Origin of the sequence: Dechloromonas denitrificans (assembly GCF_020510665.1) — a bacterium.
GTDB classification, from domain to species: Bacteria; Pseudomonadota; Gammaproteobacteria; order Burkholderiales; family Rhodocyclaceae; genus Azonexus; species Azonexus denitrificans_B.
In genome coordinates, this window is record NZ_CP075187.1 from 67,350 (window position 1) to 82,229 (window position 14,880).

The window sequence follows — 14,880 nt, forward strand, 5'->3', positions numbered from 1 at the left end:
CGCACGCGTGATCCGCAAAATTTCCGTTCATGACCTGCTGCCCGGCATGTATGTCGTCGATTTACATCGACGCTGGTTGGACCACTCGATCTGGCGCCGACGGTTTCCGATTCGCGATCAGGCGCATGTTCAGAAACTGATTGCCGAGGGTTTCAAGGACGTCAGCATCGATACCGAGCGCGGGCTTGATCTGCCACCTGTGTCGCCGATTGCCCGGATCAATGTCGTCGAGAAAAAGATTGAAACGCTGGTCGAGGCGGTGCGTGCCCGCCAGCCCAAGGTCTCGCTGGGCGAGGAACGGCGCCGGGCGGCACGCCTGATTCACGAAGCCAGCGACATGGTGACCGATCTGGTGCTTGCCGCACAGGCCGGTCGCAATGTCGATGCCGCGCGCCTTGAGCCGGTCGTCGGCAAGATGATCGAGTCGGTGATTCGCAATCCGGATGCGCTGGCACCGCTGGCCCGCTTGAAACGGATGGATGCTTATGCCACCGAACATGCCGTGGCGACTTCGGCATTGATCATCGCCTTTGGCCAGCAACAAGGCATGCCCCAGCCGGAACTGGAAAAGCTGGCGCTCGGTACGATGCTCAAGGATATCGGCCATTCGGCGATTGATGCCAAACTGATGACACGCCCCGGCTCGCTGTCGAAATCCGAGTTCAGCGTGGTGCAGAGCCACGTCGAGGAAGGGCTGGCTGTTCTTGAGGCGACGACCCGCTTGTCGGAAACCTCGGTTGCCGTGGTGCTGGAACACCATGAACGCTACAACGGCTGCGGCTACCCGTATCGGATGGCCGGCGACGAGATTTCGCTGGCCGGGCGGATGGCGGCGATTGTCGATACCTACGATGCGATGACTTCGGATCGACCTTACCGGCCGGCCATTTCACCGTCGCTGGCCTTGCGCCAGCTGTTCGATCAAGGGGGCAGCGACTTTGACCCCGAGCTGGTCTCGGCTTTTGTGCGTACCGTCGGCATTTACCCGGTCGGCACCCTGGTCAAGCTGGAAAGCGGGCATCTCGGCGTGGTTGAGCGCATCCACCAGGATAACCTACTGGCCCCGGTGGTCAGGGTGATTTTCCATGGCGGACGCCGGCAATACGTCGCTCCGGTCGAAGTCGACCTGTCGCGCAAGATCGGCAACCACTACGGTCAGATCGTCAGCGCCGAAGATTACGAGCGTTGGGGCATCAGCCCCTTGCGCTGGCAACCTGTCTGATCAGCTTCTTGATCGGCGTCGGTACGCCGGCCTCGGCGGCTCGGTGCAAATCAACCCATTCAAGCCCGCTTTCTCCCGCCAGCTGAACCGGCGTAACTGTGCACAGCACCGGCTGCAAAGTCAGGCGGAAATGCGTGAAAGCATGTTTGAGCGGTAGCAGCGGGCGTATTTCCAACACTTGCAGACCCAGTCGCGCAAGAACAGCCTCAGCCTCGCCTTCCGGCGGCACCAGCAAACCGCCCCACAAGCCACTCGGTGGCCGCCGTTCGAGCAGCAGCCGCAAACCATCTGTAATCAGGACAAAGCCGGCGCTACGTTCGGGCACCGCCGGGCGGGGTTTGGCCATCGGTAATTCGGCCTGCCGGCCATCACGCCGGGCGACGCAGTCGCTGCGTATCGGGCAATCATCGCAGCGCGGCCGGCTGCGTGTGCACAAGGTTGCGCCGAGATCCATCAAGCCCTGCGTGTAGACCGCGATATCGCTATCTGGCAACAGGCTTTCGGCCAGCCGCCAAAGTTCGCGGTCGACGGCTGTTGCGCCGGGAAATCCATCGATGCCGAATTGGCGGCAGAGAACACGTTTGACGTTGCCGTCGAGAATCGCCGCTTTTTTTCCAAAACAAAACGCGGCGATGGCTGCCGCGGTCGACCGGCCAATACCGGGCAATTCGGCGAGCTGCTCGGGCAAATCCGGAAAATTTCCAGCGTAGACCGCGACAACCTGCTGGGCGCAGCGATGCAGGTTGCGCGCCCGGGCGTAATAGCCCAGACCGGCCCAATGTTCGATCACCCGATCAATCGGCGCCGCTGCCAGGCTGGCAACATCGGGAAAACTGTCGAGAAAACGCTGGTAATACGGAATCACCGTGGCCACCTGCGTTTGCTGCAGCATGATCTCTGAAAGCCAGACGCGATAAGGGTCGCGCGTCTGCTGCCAGGGCAGGTCGTGACGCCCGGCAATCTTCTGCCAGGTAATCAGACGTTCGGTAAATGAAGGGTGATTGGCCAAATTCTGCCTCGACGTGTGCTCCGGGAGCACGGATAATACGGCCTTTTGACGCAAATCAAACCGAGATGACCCAATCCCAGACCGATAGCCGAGCCTTGCGTAACGCCCTTGGGCGCTTTGCCACCGGCATCGCCGTAGTGACCGCCATCGACCCCGATGGCCACCCGATTGGATTGACCATCAATTCCTTCTCGGCCGTTTCGCTCGAACCCGCGCTGGTTCTCTGGTGCCTGGATAACCATTCGCACAACCTCGAAGCCTTCCGCCGCGCCAGCCACCACGCGATCAACATTCTCGCGGTCGACCAGCAGGATCTGTCGAATCGCTTCGCCACCTGGCCGACCGACCGCTTTGTCGGCCTGCCCTGGCAAGCCGGTGCCGGTGGAGCTCCGGTCTTCCCGAATTGCTGCGCGACCTTCGAAGTCGCCAACGAAACGCAACACCTCGCCGGCGATCACACCATTTTCATCGGCCGGGTTGAACGCTTCAACGAAACCGCTGACCTCGTTCCGTTGCTTTTCCACGCTGGCCAGTATCGCAAACTCGCCGATTGAGATTGAACCGCGCTGCTTCTGCGCTTAGAATGCCGGTCTGGACGCCTGAGCGGGCGTCGTATAATGGTAATACCCTAGCTTCCCAAGCTAGAGCCGTGGGTTCGATTCCCATCGCCCGCTCCACATCGAATTCTCGCAGATCGTTAATCTGTGACCCGTCCTAATCTAGGTTGACACCTGTTGCGACGGATTGGCCAGCTTAATTGCTGGCCTTCAAAGACGCCCGATGAACCTCATCGGGCGTCTTCAATTGTAGCGAGAAATGCGGTCTCTCCTGGTTGTAGATGGCGATGGATTGACTGACCATGCGGCGTGCCTGATCGAGATCGTCGGGCTGCTGGAGTAGAAACTCCTGCTTGAGAATGCCATTAACCCGCTCTGCCAAGGCGTTCTGATAGCAATCATAGCCGTCCGTCATTGAGCAGATCACCCCGTGTTTCTGATGAATAGCTTGGTACTCATTAGCGCAGTATTGGACTCCACGGTCTGAATGATGGATCAGCAGCCCATTTCCCTGACGCCCCTTTAACGCCATCTTCAAAGCCTGGCTTACCTCAGTCGTGTGCAGGCGGTCATGGACGTGGTAACCCACAATCTTGCGTGAATAGGCATCGGTAATCAGGCTCAGATAGGCACAGCGCTCACGGGTAGGCAAATAGGTGATATCGGCAACCCAAACCTGCTCGCTCGCCTCGGCGCTAACCTGATCCGGTCCCGCTTTCAGCAAATTGGGATGGCGCCGGAAATGGTGGTGGCTGTCGGTCGTCTTGTGATACGCCCGCTTGGTTGGCACCAACAGGCGATTCCAACGCAACAGATCGAACAAGGCATCGCCCTTCGGCCGCTAGCGTCGGGCCAAGCAGGTGATGTAGCTTGCGCGTCCCCAGTCTGGGCTGATGCAAGCGCTTGGCCTTTACCAACTCAAGAACCCGTTCGTACTTGACCTCATCGTGCACTCGACGCTGCTGCCACTGGTAATGTGCCTGCCGGCTGATGCCCATATAGCGGCAAGCCCTCGATACACTCAGTCCTTCGACGGACTTTTGCGCGAGGACTTGCCCACAGGCTTTTTTACCACGCGAACTCCATAGTCCTTCTTCAAAACGTCAATGACCGCTTCGAAGAATTGGGATTTCTCTCGGGCTTCCTTGAGTTGGACTTCCAGCTCCTTGATCCGCTGTTCCGGCGTCTGGCCCTGGCTGCTCGCTGATGTTCGGGTTGGCTCACTCATGCGGCCGTATGATGCCATCGGCCCCCAGTTCTGGCGACCATGCTTGCGTAACCAAACCAAGACCGTCGATCTGCCCTGGATACCGTAACGCTGCTGGGCTTGCTTGTAGCTCAGTTCGCCTTTTTCTACCTGCTCAACAACGGCCCGTTTAAAAGCCAGCGTGTAGTCTCGCTGTGTCCTCTTAACCCCTGACTCCATCTGACTGCCCCTTTCGTTCTAGAAAAGGTGTCAACTTCATTCAGGACGGGTCACTGCAAAAGAAAAAGCCAACCGAAGCCGGTTGGCTTTTTTGTTGCCTGGGCAGAATCTGCTAGCAGAGAACCTTACCCGGAAGCATTCAACCAGGTTCAGGCAAACATCGCGACGCTGGCGTGCTGCATGACGAGATTGCGGCCTGCTTGCTTGGCTTCGTAGAGTGCTTTGTCGGCCGCCTGGACCAAGGTTTTGAATTCGGTTCCCACATCGGCTGAATCGGCAATGCCGATGCTGATGGTGCTGTGTATGTGCTGGCCGTCGAACAGGTAGGACGTGTCGGCGTAGATTTGTCGTAGTCGCTCTCCCATCGCATAGGCTTCATCCTTGGCGGTGGAGGGGAGCAGAATGCAGAACTCTTCGCCACCGTAGCGGCCAAAATAGTCATCTGCCCGAATTGTTGTTTCGATGATTTTCGCAACGTGCTTGAGGACTTCATCTCCGACTTGATGGCCGAAGCGGTCATTCACCGTTTTGAAGTGATCCACATCGATCATCATGACAGCCATCGGTTTGCCGGTGCGAATGCTGCGTGCTTGCACCCGCAAGGCTTCCTCTTCCAGCCGGCGACGATTGAATGCACCGGTCAGTGGGTCCTGTGAGGCGAGTTTGGCCAGTTCGCCGACCAAACGATAGGCAAGCATCAGGACAAAGCCGAACATGGTGCTGAACTGAAGCAGGCAGATACCGAGGAAAGTCAGCGGATTGATCGGGATGTTCTGGAAAAGGCCGTAGGATTCAGTTGATGATTGCCACAGGATGGCGGCCCTGGCGAAGACCAGCACGGAGAGTGCGCCAAAGCTGATTCCTGTCAGCCAGTAGGCAATCCTGAGAGGTGCTTCAGCGGGAATCAATAGCTCGCGAGCGCAGGCGATAAAAACAATGCCGAAGACGATGGAATTTACAATTGCGCGGTTGGTGACATTGTTGTGAATTCCGGTGAACCATATCCCGCTGACGAATATTGCAGCCACCGCTAGCGCCACGAATTTCCAGTTGATTGGTTTTTCCTTGAAACGCTGGATGCCGGCGTATTGGAGGCAAAGTCCGCTAACAATGAGTACCGATGCGGCAACGATAGGCCACAGCAATTGATTGGGTAACGTAGTGCTGAACGAATAGGAGAAGGCGAAGCCGCTTGCCATGAGCAGATTGGCCAGAGCCCAATGCCCGACACCCTTGACGTTGCCGGTGTATCTTCCCACCAGTGCCAGAAGGCCCGAAAACATGAGTGTCAGGGCCGAAAAGACCAGCATGATGGTACGAACATCCAAGCTCATTGTGCTTCCTGATGTGTAGGCTGCAACAGTGTAACGTGGGTCGTGTTTTTCTAGCCGTCGACGCGCATCAATTTCGCTGTTGTCCGGGCGAATCAATCGCAAGGCTGCCTTTACCTGCTCGACTAATCGAGCAGCTTCCGCTGAACGAGGAATTTCTCAAGAATTTCAAGTCGGGAAAGTGGATCATCGAGTTCAAGCAGCTTTTGCTTGGCCAGATTCTGAATTGGCAATATTTCAGTGATGCGATAACCGACCCACTCGGCATCGTCGAAGCGGTGCGGTTCCGGCATGCGTTCCGGGCCGAGGTCGCTGATGATCTTGCGCAGCAGCGGGAGCAGGCGCTGATGCTGGGGTGGGAGTGTCGTGCTCTGGTCGGCGATCAGTTCGACCTCGGCTTCGAGCAACTTGTCCTTGTTCTGCTGCGTTTCAAGGATGCGGAAGCGCTGGCCGCCATGGGCGGTGATCTGCAGGATGCCGAGCTGCTCCATGTCCCAATGGCTGATCCGGGCCAGTGTGCCGATCGGCTGGGTGTCTGCGACAGCACCAGTTTCTTCGCCCTGGGCAATCAGGCAAACGCCGAAGGGCTGGTTGTCCTTCATGCAGGCGGCGGCCATGTCGAGATAGCGTTGTTCGAAGACCTTGAGCGGCAGGATGCCGCCGGGGAAAAGTACGGTCTTGAGCGGGAAGAGCGGAATTGCCCGGGTTTCGCGGGGTGACTCGCCCGTGTTCCGACCGATGCCGAACCAGCCCATTATTCGCCCCAGCGCTGCATCAGCGTATGCGATATGCCGAGTTGGTCCATGACGCGCGCGACGACGAAGTCGACAATGTCCTGCACGCTTTGGGGATGGTGGTAGAAGCCGGGGCTGGGCGGCAGGATGACGGTGCCGGCACGTGACAGGCGCAGCATGTTTTCCAGATGAATCGCGGAAAACGGCGTTTCACGTGGAACCAGCACCAGTTTGCGGCCTTCCTTGAGGACAACATCGGCCGCGCGTTCGATCAGGTTGTCGGCCAATCCCTGGGCGATGGCCGCCAGGGTGCCCATCGAGCAGGGGCAGATGACCATGGCGTCGGGCGGGTTGGAGCCGGATGCTACCGGAGCAAACCATTCCTCGCGCCCGAAAACAGCCAGTTTTTCGGCGTCGACCGCAGGAAAGCGGGCGAGCAGGGCGGCTTTTGCTTCGCTTGGCCGCGAGGGCAGCTCGAACCCCATTTCCTGCCGGGCAACGACTTGCGATGCCTGCGAATAGAGTAACTGGACCTTGCAGCCGGCTGCCAGCAGGCATTCGAGCAGGCGCAAGCCGTAGGGCATGCCGGAGGCGCCGGTCAGTGCGAGGCAGATGGTCTTAGGCATGGTGTTGTTCCGAAGCAGCGGGTTCAGTCAGCAGTTTAGCTGCGATCAGGCCGTTGATGGTGCCGAAGAACAGTGCCGCACCGGCAAAGACGGGCGTCAGCAGGAAAACGCCATCGTGCGGAATCAGCCAGAGCCGGGCGAGCAGCAACTGCCCGCCGATGTGGGCAAAAGCAGCGAGGATGGACAGGCTGACCGGCCCAAACCAGCGGCCCGGCAAATGGCGGGCGAGGCCCAGCGTCAACAGGCTGAGCGTGGTACCGGTCAGCGACAGGAAAAAACCGGGTGCAAGAAAGTAGCCAAGCAGCAGGCTGCCGGCCAGTACGCGCAGGCCGCTGACCCAGACCGCCGTGCCCCAGCCGTAGCGGGCCAGGACGACGAGTGTGACGATATTGGCCAAGCCCGGTTTGATGCCGGGCAGCGGGGAGGGAATTGCTGCATCGACCAATGACAGACCGACCGCAGCCGTTGCCAGCCAGGCAACGCGCCGGTCCTCGTCGCTGACGCGGAGTTCAATAACTGATCGAGTCATAGATGCGGGTTCGGCCGCTAATCTGCAGGCTGACGCGATTCGGGGCACAAATGGCAATTTCGCCGGGGCGCATCAGCCAGCCCTGACGAACACAATATTGACGCGGACCGGGGTCGGAGACGACGCGGGCGCGGCCCGGTTCAATGGCGATCAGCGTCGTGCCGAGCGGGCCGGGGACTTCAAGCTGCTTGCGGCTGCGCAAATCGATTTCAGCGAAAATTTGCCCTTCCTGGCGGATGATTGCGCGGTCGGCCAAGCCGCCCTGCCAGAAAACCGGAATGCTGATGCCGACAAGGCCGATACCGGCCAGCAGGGTCAGCCAGTCGCCCGGACGAATCAGGGCCAGCCAGGGCATCAACTGCCGGCCAGGGTCCGGTGACGGACCAACACACGAGCCTGACTGGCAAATTCGCGGCTCAGCCACTCGGCGATATACACCGAGCGGTGCTGTCCGCCAGTGCAGCCGATGGCGACCGTCAGATAGTTGCGGTTGTCGCGGATGTAGCTCGGCAGCCAGTCGGCGACGAAGCGGCGGATGTCGTCACGCATCCGGCAGACTTCAGCTTCCGCTTCGAGGAAGGCGATGACCGGTTGATCCCGGCCGGTCAGCGGACGCAACTGCGGGTCGTAGTGTGGATTGGGCAGGCAACGGACATCGAAGACCAGATCGGCATCGAGCGGCAGGCCGTGCTTGAAGCCAAACGACTCGAACATCAGCGTCAGGCCCTGGCCGGGCTCGGCTTCGATGAACTGGCGTACCCACTCGCGCAGGGCGTTGGCTTTCAGGTTGCTGGTATCGATACGATGGCCGAGGTCGGAAATCGGGCTGATCAAATCGCGCTCGGCGCGGATGGCCTCCTCCAGTGTCTGGCCTTCGGTCGCGAGCGGATGGCGGCGGCGCGATTCGGAATAACGCTTGAGCAGCGTTTCATCGTTGGCGTAGAGGAACAGGAAGTTGAGCCGGATACCTTCATCGCGCAGGATTTCCAGTTTGCCCGGCAGGCGCTCGATACCGTCACCGGAGCGGGCATCGATGCCAACAGCGACTTTCTTGATGTTTTCTTCGCCGAGCATCCGGATAAGGACGGTCAGCATCACGACCGGCAGGTTGTCGACGCAGTAATAGCCAGCATCTTCGAGGAGATTGAGGGCGACGGACTTGCCTGAGCCGGAGAGGCCGCTAATCAGAATGAGATCCATCTGACGGAGCATAATCAAGGCGACGCGCCGGATCAACCCAAGGCATAATTGAAGGAAACAAGGAGACACCCATGCCCCCGACCCTTCCTTTGCTCAATTTGCCCTTTCTCGCCGAGTTGACCGCGCAAAGGCGCGATATTCACGCTCATCCGGAACTGGCTTTCGACGAAAACAGAACGGCCGATCTGGTCGCGCGCGAACTTGAACGCTACGGCCTCGAAGTCCATCGCGGGATTGCCAAAACCGGTGTGGTGGGTGTCTTGCGGGCGGGTACTTCTGGCCGGATGATCGGTTTGCGGGCCGATATGGATGCCTTGCCGCTCGCCGAATTGAACGAATTTCCCCATCATTCGCGGCATGCCGGGAAAATGCATGCCTGCGGCCACGACGGCCACACGGCGATGCTGCTCGGTGCCGCCCGGTATCTTGCGGCCGAGCCCGATTTTGATGGAATTGCTGTTTTCATTTTCCAGCCGGCTGAAGAGTCGGAGGGTGGTGCAGCGGTGATGATCGAGGATGGTCTGTTCGAGCGCTTCCCGGTCGAGTCGGTATTCGGCCTGCACAACTGGCCGGGCATTCCGGTCGGCGAAATGGCGGTGATGCCCGGCCCGGTCATGGCCGGCACTTGTGGTTTCGAAATCATTGTGCGCGGCCATGGTTGCCATGCCGCGATGCCGCATCAGGGCGTCGATTCAATCGTCGCCGGTGCGCAACTGGTCCAGGCCCTGCAAACGGTGGTCAGCCGCACACTGCATCCTTGCGACTCAGCCGTGGTCAGTGTGACCCAGTTCCATGCCGGTGAGGCCTGGAACATCATTCCGGAAGAAGTGGTGTTGCGCGGCACGATCCGCAGTTTCAAGCCCGAGGTTCAGGAAAGTGTCGAGCGGGCGATCGAACGTTTATGCAGCGGCATTGCCGCGGCCAATGCGGCTCAGATCAGTGTCCATTTCGACCATCGCTATCCGCCTACGGTCAACAGCGTTCCGGAGGCAAATTTTTGTCGGGATATTGCTGCGTCTGTATTTGGAAGAGAGCGAGTGCTCACTGATATCTTGCCGTCGATGGGCGCAGAGGATTTTGCCTACATGCTGCGGGAAAAGCCGGGTTGTTATGTCTGGCTCGGTAACGGCCCGGGAACCGGCGGCTGCACGCTGCACAACCCGCATTACGATTTCAACGATGAATTGCTGACCCTGGGCGTTAATTACTGGGTCCGGCTGGTTCAGCAGGCCTTGCCAAAATCCTGATCCCGTCTAGCCGGCGAGCAGTTCGCCATCTTCCATTCGCAGGGCATTGACGAGCAGGAGTTCCCGTTCCAGACGTTCGACCAGCTGGTCGTCGCGCAAATTGAGGTAGCGGCGATTGACGTCGGTGGCGAAGGGCAAGCCAAGAATGAAGGTTGGGAATTCGGCAATTGGCAGGCGCCGCTTTTCCATCATGGCGAAGGCGGTAATCACCTTGATCGCATGCCAGGCGAGCAGTTCGATATTGGCTTCGAAACCGGCCAGCCGGCGAAAAGCCCGCTCAAAAGCCGTGTCGACCGTGGCAAACGGGCAGCCGTGGCCGGGAATGACTGTTTTTATCGGCAGTCGGGCGAGCATCTCCAGCGTTTCCCGGGTGCTGCGCAAGCCGTCAGCTTCGCCGAGCAGTTCCGGGAAAATGACGCCAAAACCGTTTTCCCACAGGGCATCGCCAGAAATCAGGATGCCCTGTTCCGGATTGAAGTAGGCCAGTGCTTCCATGTCGTGACCGGGAACGGCCAGTGCCTGCCAGACCAGTTCGCCCATTTCCAGTTCGCTGCCGGCCCCGATCAGCAGGTCGTGCTGAAAGCGGGCTGATTGCTGGCCGAGCGGCGAAAGCAGCAGGGCGTCTTCATTCCAGTCGGCAATGGTGGCGTGCAGGCCGGCCGGTACGGCAATTTCACAGCCGAATGTGGCTTGCAAGGCGGCATTGCCGCCGATGTGGTCGGAATGTGAATGGGTGTTGACCAGCCGCTTGAGGGATCGACCCGCCAGCGTGTGCCCCACCAGCTCGACGGTTTGCGCGGCATGGGTCGAATAGCCGCTGTCGACCAGCGTGGCCTGGTCGCCATCAAAACAGAGAATATTGTTGGCCGAGAGCCAGCCACGCTCAAGAACGACCAACGTTTCCGGCAGGTTGAGACTCATTCCGGCGTATCCGGGTCGTTGCTTGTCGTCGGGGCTGAAAAAACCGGTGGGCTGAGTTCGGCGACGATTTTCGGTGAATCGATTGGTGGACGGCCGCAGCCAAGGCAGTAGCCGGAATCGGGGTCAGCCTGGCAGATACCGACGCAGAGGTAGAGATCTTCTTCGTTGTTCATGAATTCAGTTCGCCTTCTGGCGCTGGGGGGCGGTGTCTGCTGCACTGCTGGTTGAACGGCGTGCGGCGATACGGTTCAGGATGTTGCGCCGCTCATGGTCGTCCGTACGGGCCCAGACGGTGATTTCTTCAATGGTCCGGAAACAGCCGGTGCACAGGCCGCTGCGGGCATCCATCCGGCAGACGTTGATACAGGGTGATTTGAGCATTTAGATGAGCATGAAACGATGTTGCTGGTCGCGCACCATTTCAACGGCCTCAAGGGCCTCGTCGCGGTGGATGCGGGCGAGTGTGACGAGATGAAGACGCTTGTCGCGGGCCGTTAGTTCCGGGAAATTGAGGGTATGCACGCTGAGATCGTCATCGGCGGTTTTGTCGCTGACCACACCGAGGCGGTCGACGTTGACGCTGTAAGGAGTCAGTTTGAGCGACGGTTCTGGGGCCAGAAGGAAATCGGCCAGCGCCTCGACCAGATGCTCGGGCATCAACAATTCGGCAGTCTGGCGCAGGCGTGCATCGAGGTCGGCCAGATGCCGGGTATGTACCTCGTAAGCGTTACCCGGCGTCGTGCCTTGCAGAATGGTCAGGTGCGCCCGTTCGGCCGAGGCATCGGCGCGCAGCCCTTCGCGTTCCTGACGCAGTGTTTCAACGTGGTCATGAAAGGTGCGCAGCAAACTGTCCAGCGCGCGCTGGCGGAGTTTTTCCAGCGTAATTTCAAGCTGGCAGCAGGGTTCGATCAGCGTCTGGTCCGAGAAATAGAGCACCAGTTGGGGCACGTCGTTCTGGATCATGTCGCCCTGCTGAGCCATGCCGAGCTGTTTTTTCTGCTGGCGACGGGCGGCGAACAAGGCGTAAAAATATTCGTTTTCCCAGCAAGCCGGCTCAGCCAGAAAGTCACGAATGGCCTGGCTGCGGCCGAGCATCTGGTCGATGTCATCGGCGGTTGCAAATAGCGCATGGACCAGCGGGTCATTGGAAAAGGCTTGTCGATTGATGTCGACCGGGCCAGGCAGCGCAGCGATCAAGCCGTCGCAATAGCCGAGGGCATGCTCAAGCGGCAATCGCAAGCGGTGCTGAAAATCTGGCGCCGCCTTGAGCATCGGATTGACCAACTCGGCAACCCGGTCGAATGCATGACTGAGCATTGGACTGGGTGGCGGGGTTGGTTTGAATAGATCGGTGACGCTGGAAAAAAGACTCACACGCTCGCTTGGCTACATAAAGCCCGGCCGGCCTTGGCGCCATTCGGGCGATTGATGGCACTGGAAATCCAGTCACCGATAAACGCCAGTTTAGCCAGATCGATGCCGGTTTCAATGCCTAGCCCGTGCAATAAATAGACAACATCTTCCGTCGCGACATTGCCGGATGCGCCTTTGGCGTAGGGGCAGCCGCCCAGGCCGGCAATCGAACTGTCGAAAACGGAGACGCCTGCTTGCAGTGAGGCATGGATGTTGGCAATCGCCATGCCGTAAGTGTCGTGATAATGGCCGGCCAGTTTGGCGACCGGGATGCGTTTGGCGCAGGCTTCGATCATCCGGCGGATCGAAGCCGGATTGCCGACGCCGATGGTGTCACCGAGCGAGACTTCGTAGCAGCCCATGTCGAACAAGGTTTGGGCGACGCTGGCCGCCTGTTCCGGATCGATGGCGCCCTCGTAGGGACAGCCGACGACGCAGGAAACGTAGCCGCGTACCTTGATTTCCAGCGCCGATGCGGCCGAAACGACGGGTTCGAAGCGTTTCAGGCTCTCGGCGATGGAGCAATTGATATTTTTGCGCGAAAAACTCTCGGAGGCGGCACCAAAAATGGCGACTTCAGTCGCGCCGGCCTGCACGGCCGAGTCGAAACCCTGCAAATTGGGCGTCAAAACCGGGTAGACCGCAGCGGGGTGGCGGGTGATGCCAGCCATCACCGCGCTGTTGTCACCCATCTGCGGCACCCATTTGGGTGAGACGAAGGAGGTCGCCTCGATGACGCTGAGGCCGGCATCGGCCAGCCGGTTGATCAGTTCGATCTTGATTTCGGTCGGAACGACCTGCTTTTCGTTTTGCAGGCCGTCACGTGGCCCGACTTCGACAATCTTTACTTTGCTCGGTAGCGGCATCTTGGCTTTCCTTGGATCGGGTCAATCGGCGATTGCTCAGGCGTGGGCTTCTTCCTGAATGCCCAGTTCCTGCTTCATCGCGTTGCGCATCATGAATTTCTGGATCTTGCCGGTGATGGTCATCGGGAAGTTGTCGACGAAACGGATGTGGCGCGGCACCTTGTAGTGGGCAATCTGGCCTTGGCAGAAATCGCGGATGTCCTGTTCGTTCGCATTCTGGCCGGGTTTCAGAATAATCCAGGCACACAGTTCCTCGCCATATTTGTGATCCGGTACGCCGATCACTTGAACGTCCTGGACTTTCGGGTGGCGATAGAGGAATTCCTCGATTTCGCGCGGGTAAATATTCTCGCCGCCGCGAATCACCATGTCTTTGAGGCGACCGACGATATTGCAGTAACCGGCTTCGTCGATCACCGCCAGATCGCCGGTATGCATCCAGCCGGCGGTGTCGATCGCTTCGCGAGTACGGGCTTCGTCACCCCAGTAGCCGAGCATTACCGAATAGCCGCGGGTCAGCAATTCGCCGGCCGTGCCGCGCGGCACGATGCGGCCGTCGGTATCGACGATCTTGACTTCGACATGCGGCTGGACGCGGCCAACGGTGGAAACGCGGCGCTCGACCGGATCATCGACCGAGCTTTGGAAGGACACCGGCGAAGTTTCGGTCATGCCGTAGGCGATGGTCACTTCGTTCATGTGCATCTGGTCGAGCACACGCTTCATGACCTCGATCGGGCAGGGGCTGCCGGCCATGATGCCGGTGCGCAGTCGTGACAAATCGTATTTGGCGAAATCCGGATGATCGAGCACGGCAATGAACATGGTCGGGACGCCATGCAGCGCCGTGCACTGCTCGTCGGCCACGGTTTCCAGCGTCGACAGTGGATCAAAGCCTTCGCCGGGGAAAATCATCGCCGAGCCGTGCGTCAGGCAGGCGAGGTTGCCGAGCACCATGCCGAAGCAGTGATAGAGCGGTACCGGGATGCACAAGCGGTCTTCCGGCGTCAGACGCATCGCTTCGCCGATGAAGAAGCCGTTGTTCAGGATGTTGTGGTGCGACAGCGTGGCGCCCTTGGGCGCGCCGGTTGTGCCGGAAGTGAACTGGATATTGATCGGGTCGTCGAATTGCAGCGTCTCGGCCAGTTCGGCCAGCGCGTTGAGTTCGTGACGGGCGGCCGGCAGACGCAGGGTATCGAAATTGAGCATGCCCGGCGTGCGTTCCTCACCCATCCGGATAACGTGCTTCAGCTCGGGCAGACGGGCGCACTGGATATCGCCCGGTGTGCCGCTGGCTAGTTCCGGTGCCAGATCCTGCAGCATTTCCAGATAGTTGCTCGACTTGAAACTGGGCGCGAGGATCAAGGCGCGACAGCCGACCTTGTTGAGTACGTATTCCAGTTCCGAGCGTCGGTAAGCCGGGTTGATATTGACCATCACCAGGCCGGCCTTAGCCGTTGCAAACTGTGTGAGTACCCACTCCGTGTTGTTCTGCGACCAGATGCCGATTCGCTCGCCCGGCTTCAGGCCGAGACGGCGCAGGCCGCAGGCCAGGTTGTCGACGGTTTCCTTGAGCGTGGCGTAAGTCATCCGCACGTTCTGGTGGCGAACGACCAGTGCTTCGCGTTCGGCGAAGCGGGCACAGACCTCGTCAAAATATGCGCCGATGGTTTGGCCGATCAGGGGCTGGTTACTGGCCCCGTGGACGTAACTTTGCATGTTCATCTTGTCTCCGTGGCCCCTCTGCGGGGGCGTATTCGATTTATTGTGCTTGTGGCAGCCGGTTGTCCGGCCGCCAC

16 protein-coding genes, 1 tRNA gene and 1 pseudogene are annotated in these 14,880 nt (G+C 59.5%); 4 read left to right on the plus strand and 14 right to left on the minus strand.

The window, feature by feature from the left end:
• The first annotated feature begins 7 nt into the window (after window positions 1–7).
• The gene (locus KI614_RS00280; RefSeq protein ID WP_226407080.1) at window positions 8–1,222 is read left to right on the plus strand and encodes an HD-GYP domain-containing protein; all 1,215 of its coding nucleotides are present in this window, start codon (window positions 8–10) and stop codon (window positions 1,220–1,222) included.
• On the opposite strand, the gene mutY is transcribed toward KI614_RS00280, so the two are convergent.
• Complete coding sequence (mutY, locus tag KI614_RS00285) at window positions 1,194–2,231, minus strand: A/G-specific adenine glycosylase (protein ID WP_226407081.1); 1,038 nt, start codon at window positions 2,229–2,231, stop codon at window positions 1,194–1,196. The genes KI614_RS00280 and mutY overlap by 29 nt on opposite strands.
• A gap of 65 nt (window positions 2,232–2,296) precedes the next feature.
• Between mutY and KI614_RS00290 the strand changes: the two genes are divergently transcribed.
• Both KI614_RS00290 and KI614_RS00295 read left to right on the plus strand, forming a co-directional pair.
• The gene (locus KI614_RS00290) at window positions 2,297–2,785 is read left to right on the plus strand and encodes a flavin reductase family protein (RefSeq protein ID WP_226407082.1); all 489 of its coding nucleotides are present in this window, start codon (window positions 2,297–2,299) and stop codon (window positions 2,783–2,785) included.
• Window positions 2,786–2,834: 49 nt separating this feature from the next.
• A tRNA-Gly gene (locus tag KI614_RS00295) sits at window positions 2,835–2,908 on the plus strand.
• Between the two features lie 76 nt (window positions 2,909–2,984).
• On the opposite strand, the pseudogene KI614_RS00300 reads toward KI614_RS00295, so the two are convergent.
• The 7 genes and pseudogenes from KI614_RS00300 to rapZ form a co-directional block, all read right to left on the minus strand.
• A pseudogene (locus KI614_RS00300) lies at window positions 2,985–4,214 on the minus strand (IS3 family transposase).
• 149 nt (window positions 4,215–4,363) lie between these two features.
• Complete coding sequence (locus KI614_RS00310; RefSeq protein WP_226407084.1) at window positions 4,364–5,650, minus strand: GGDEF domain-containing protein; 1,287 nt, start codon at window positions 5,648–5,650, stop codon at window positions 4,364–4,366.
• Between the two features lie 20 nt (window positions 5,651–5,670).
• Complete coding sequence (locus KI614_RS00315) at window positions 5,671–6,300, minus strand: LON peptidase substrate-binding domain-containing protein (RefSeq protein ID WP_226407085.1); 630 nt, start codon at window positions 6,298–6,300, stop codon at window positions 5,671–5,673.
• The gene (locus KI614_RS00320) at window positions 6,300–6,905 is read right to left on the minus strand and encodes a flavin prenyltransferase UbiX (RefSeq protein WP_226407086.1); all 606 of its coding nucleotides are present in this window, start codon (window positions 6,903–6,905) and stop codon (window positions 6,300–6,302) included. The genes KI614_RS00315 and KI614_RS00320 overlap by 1 nt, the downstream gene beginning before the upstream one ends.
• The gene (locus tag KI614_RS00325) at window positions 6,898–7,434 is read right to left on the minus strand and encodes a Gx transporter family protein (protein ID WP_226407088.1); all 537 of its coding nucleotides are present in this window, start codon (window positions 7,432–7,434) and stop codon (window positions 6,898–6,900) included. Before KI614_RS00325 ends, KI614_RS00320 begins: the two co-directional genes overlap by 8 nt.
• Window positions 7,415–7,789, minus strand: a complete 375-nt coding sequence (locus KI614_RS00330) for a NusG domain II-containing protein (protein ID WP_226407090.1) — start codon at window positions 7,787–7,789, stop codon at window positions 7,415–7,417. Before KI614_RS00330 ends, KI614_RS00325 begins: the two co-directional genes overlap by 20 nt.
• Window positions 7,789–8,634 (minus strand): RNase adapter RapZ, encoded by an 846-nt coding sequence (gene rapZ / locus KI614_RS00335; protein WP_226407092.1) that lies wholly within the window; start codon window positions 8,632–8,634, stop codon window positions 7,789–7,791. The genes KI614_RS00330 and rapZ overlap by 1 nt, the downstream gene beginning before the upstream one ends.
• Window positions 8,635–8,705: 71 nt before the next feature.
• On the opposite strand from rapZ, the gene KI614_RS00340 reads away from it, so the two are divergent.
• Window positions 8,706–9,881, plus strand: a complete 1,176-nt coding sequence (locus KI614_RS00340; protein WP_226407094.1) for a M20 aminoacylase family protein — start codon at window positions 8,706–8,708, stop codon at window positions 9,879–9,881.
• A 6-nt stretch (window positions 9,882–9,887) separates the two neighbouring features.
• Here the strand turns inward: KI614_RS00340 and KI614_RS00345 are convergent, their stop codons facing one another.
• Genes KI614_RS00345 through KI614_RS00370 form a run of 6 tightly spaced genes read right to left on the minus strand, consistent with a single transcriptional unit; the run spans window position 9,888 to window position 14,806 of the window.
• Entirely contained in the window at window positions 9,888–10,802 is a 915-nt protein-coding gene (locus tag KI614_RS00345) for an MBL fold metallo-hydrolase (RefSeq protein WP_226407096.1), read from the minus strand.
• Complete coding sequence (locus KI614_RS00350; RefSeq protein ID WP_226407098.1) at window positions 10,799–10,975, minus strand: DUF1289 domain-containing protein; 177 nt, start codon at window positions 10,973–10,975, stop codon at window positions 10,799–10,801. Before KI614_RS00350 ends, KI614_RS00345 begins: the two co-directional genes overlap by 4 nt.
• A gap of 4 nt (window positions 10,976–10,979) precedes the next feature.
• Entirely contained in the window at window positions 10,980–11,183 is a 204-nt protein-coding gene (locus tag KI614_RS00355) for a DUF1289 domain-containing protein (RefSeq protein ID WP_226407100.1), read from the minus strand.
• A complete protein-coding gene (locus KI614_RS00360; RefSeq protein WP_226407102.1) occupies window positions 11,184–12,119 on the minus strand; it encodes a hypothetical protein in 936 nt (311 codons plus the stop codon).
• Window positions 12,120–12,172: 53 nt separating this feature from the next.
• Complete coding sequence (locus KI614_RS00365; RefSeq protein WP_226407104.1) at window positions 12,173–13,081, minus strand: hydroxymethylglutaryl-CoA lyase; 909 nt, start codon at window positions 13,079–13,081, stop codon at window positions 12,173–12,175.
• Between the two features lie 36 nt (window positions 13,082–13,117).
• Window positions 13,118–14,806, minus strand: coding sequence for an AMP-binding protein (locus KI614_RS00370; RefSeq protein WP_226407106.1), 1,689 nt, complete (start codon window positions 14,804–14,806; stop codon window positions 13,118–13,120).
• Window positions 14,807–14,880: the final 74 nt, after the last annotated feature.

Coding starts and splice junctions, on each gene's coding strand:
- KI614_RS00330 (WP_226407090.1), bottom strand. CDS start 7,789: ATGCCCTGGCTGGCCCTGATTCGTCCGGGCGACTGGCTGACCCTGCTG.
- KI614_RS00290 (WP_226407082.1), top strand. CDS start 2,297: ATGACCCAATCCCAGACCGATAGCCGAGCCTTGCGTAACGCCCTTGGG.
- KI614_RS00315 (WP_226407085.1), bottom strand. CDS start 6,300: ATGGGCTGGTTCGGCATCGGTCGGAACACGGGCGAGTCACCCCGCGAA.
- KI614_RS00325 (WP_226407088.1), bottom strand. CDS start 7,434: ATGACTCGATCAGTTATTGAACTCCGCGTCAGCGACGAGGACCGGCGC.
- KI614_RS00360 (WP_226407102.1), bottom strand. CDS start 12,119: ATGCTCAGTCATGCATTCGACCGGGTTGCCGAGTTGGTCAATCCGATG.
- KI614_RS00345 (WP_226407096.1), bottom strand. CDS start 10,802: ATGAGTCTCAACCTGCCGGAAACGTTGGTCGTTCTTGAGCGTGGCTGG.
- KI614_RS00340 (WP_226407094.1), top strand. CDS start 8,706: ATGCCCCCGACCCTTCCTTTGCTCAATTTGCCCTTTCTCGCCGAGTTG.
- rapZ (WP_226407092.1), bottom strand. CDS start 8,634: ATGGATCTCATTCTGATTAGCGGCCTCTCCGGCTCAGGCAAGTCCGTC.
- KI614_RS00355 (WP_226407100.1), bottom strand. CDS start 11,183: ATGCTCAAATCACCCTGTATCAACGTCTGCCGGATGGATGCCCGCAGC.
- KI614_RS00320 (WP_226407086.1), bottom strand. CDS start 6,905: ATGCCTAAGACCATCTGCCTCGCACTGACCGGCGCCTCCGGCATGCCC.
- KI614_RS00370 (WP_226407106.1), bottom strand. CDS start 14,806: ATGAACATGCAAAGTTACGTCCACGGGGCCAGTAACCAGCCCCTGATC.
- KI614_RS00350 (WP_226407098.1), bottom strand. CDS start 10,975: ATGAACAACGAAGAAGATCTCTACCTCTGCGTCGGTATCTGCCAGGCT.
- KI614_RS00365 (WP_226407104.1), bottom strand. CDS start 13,081: ATGCCGCTACCGAGCAAAGTAAAGATTGTCGAAGTCGGGCCACGTGAC.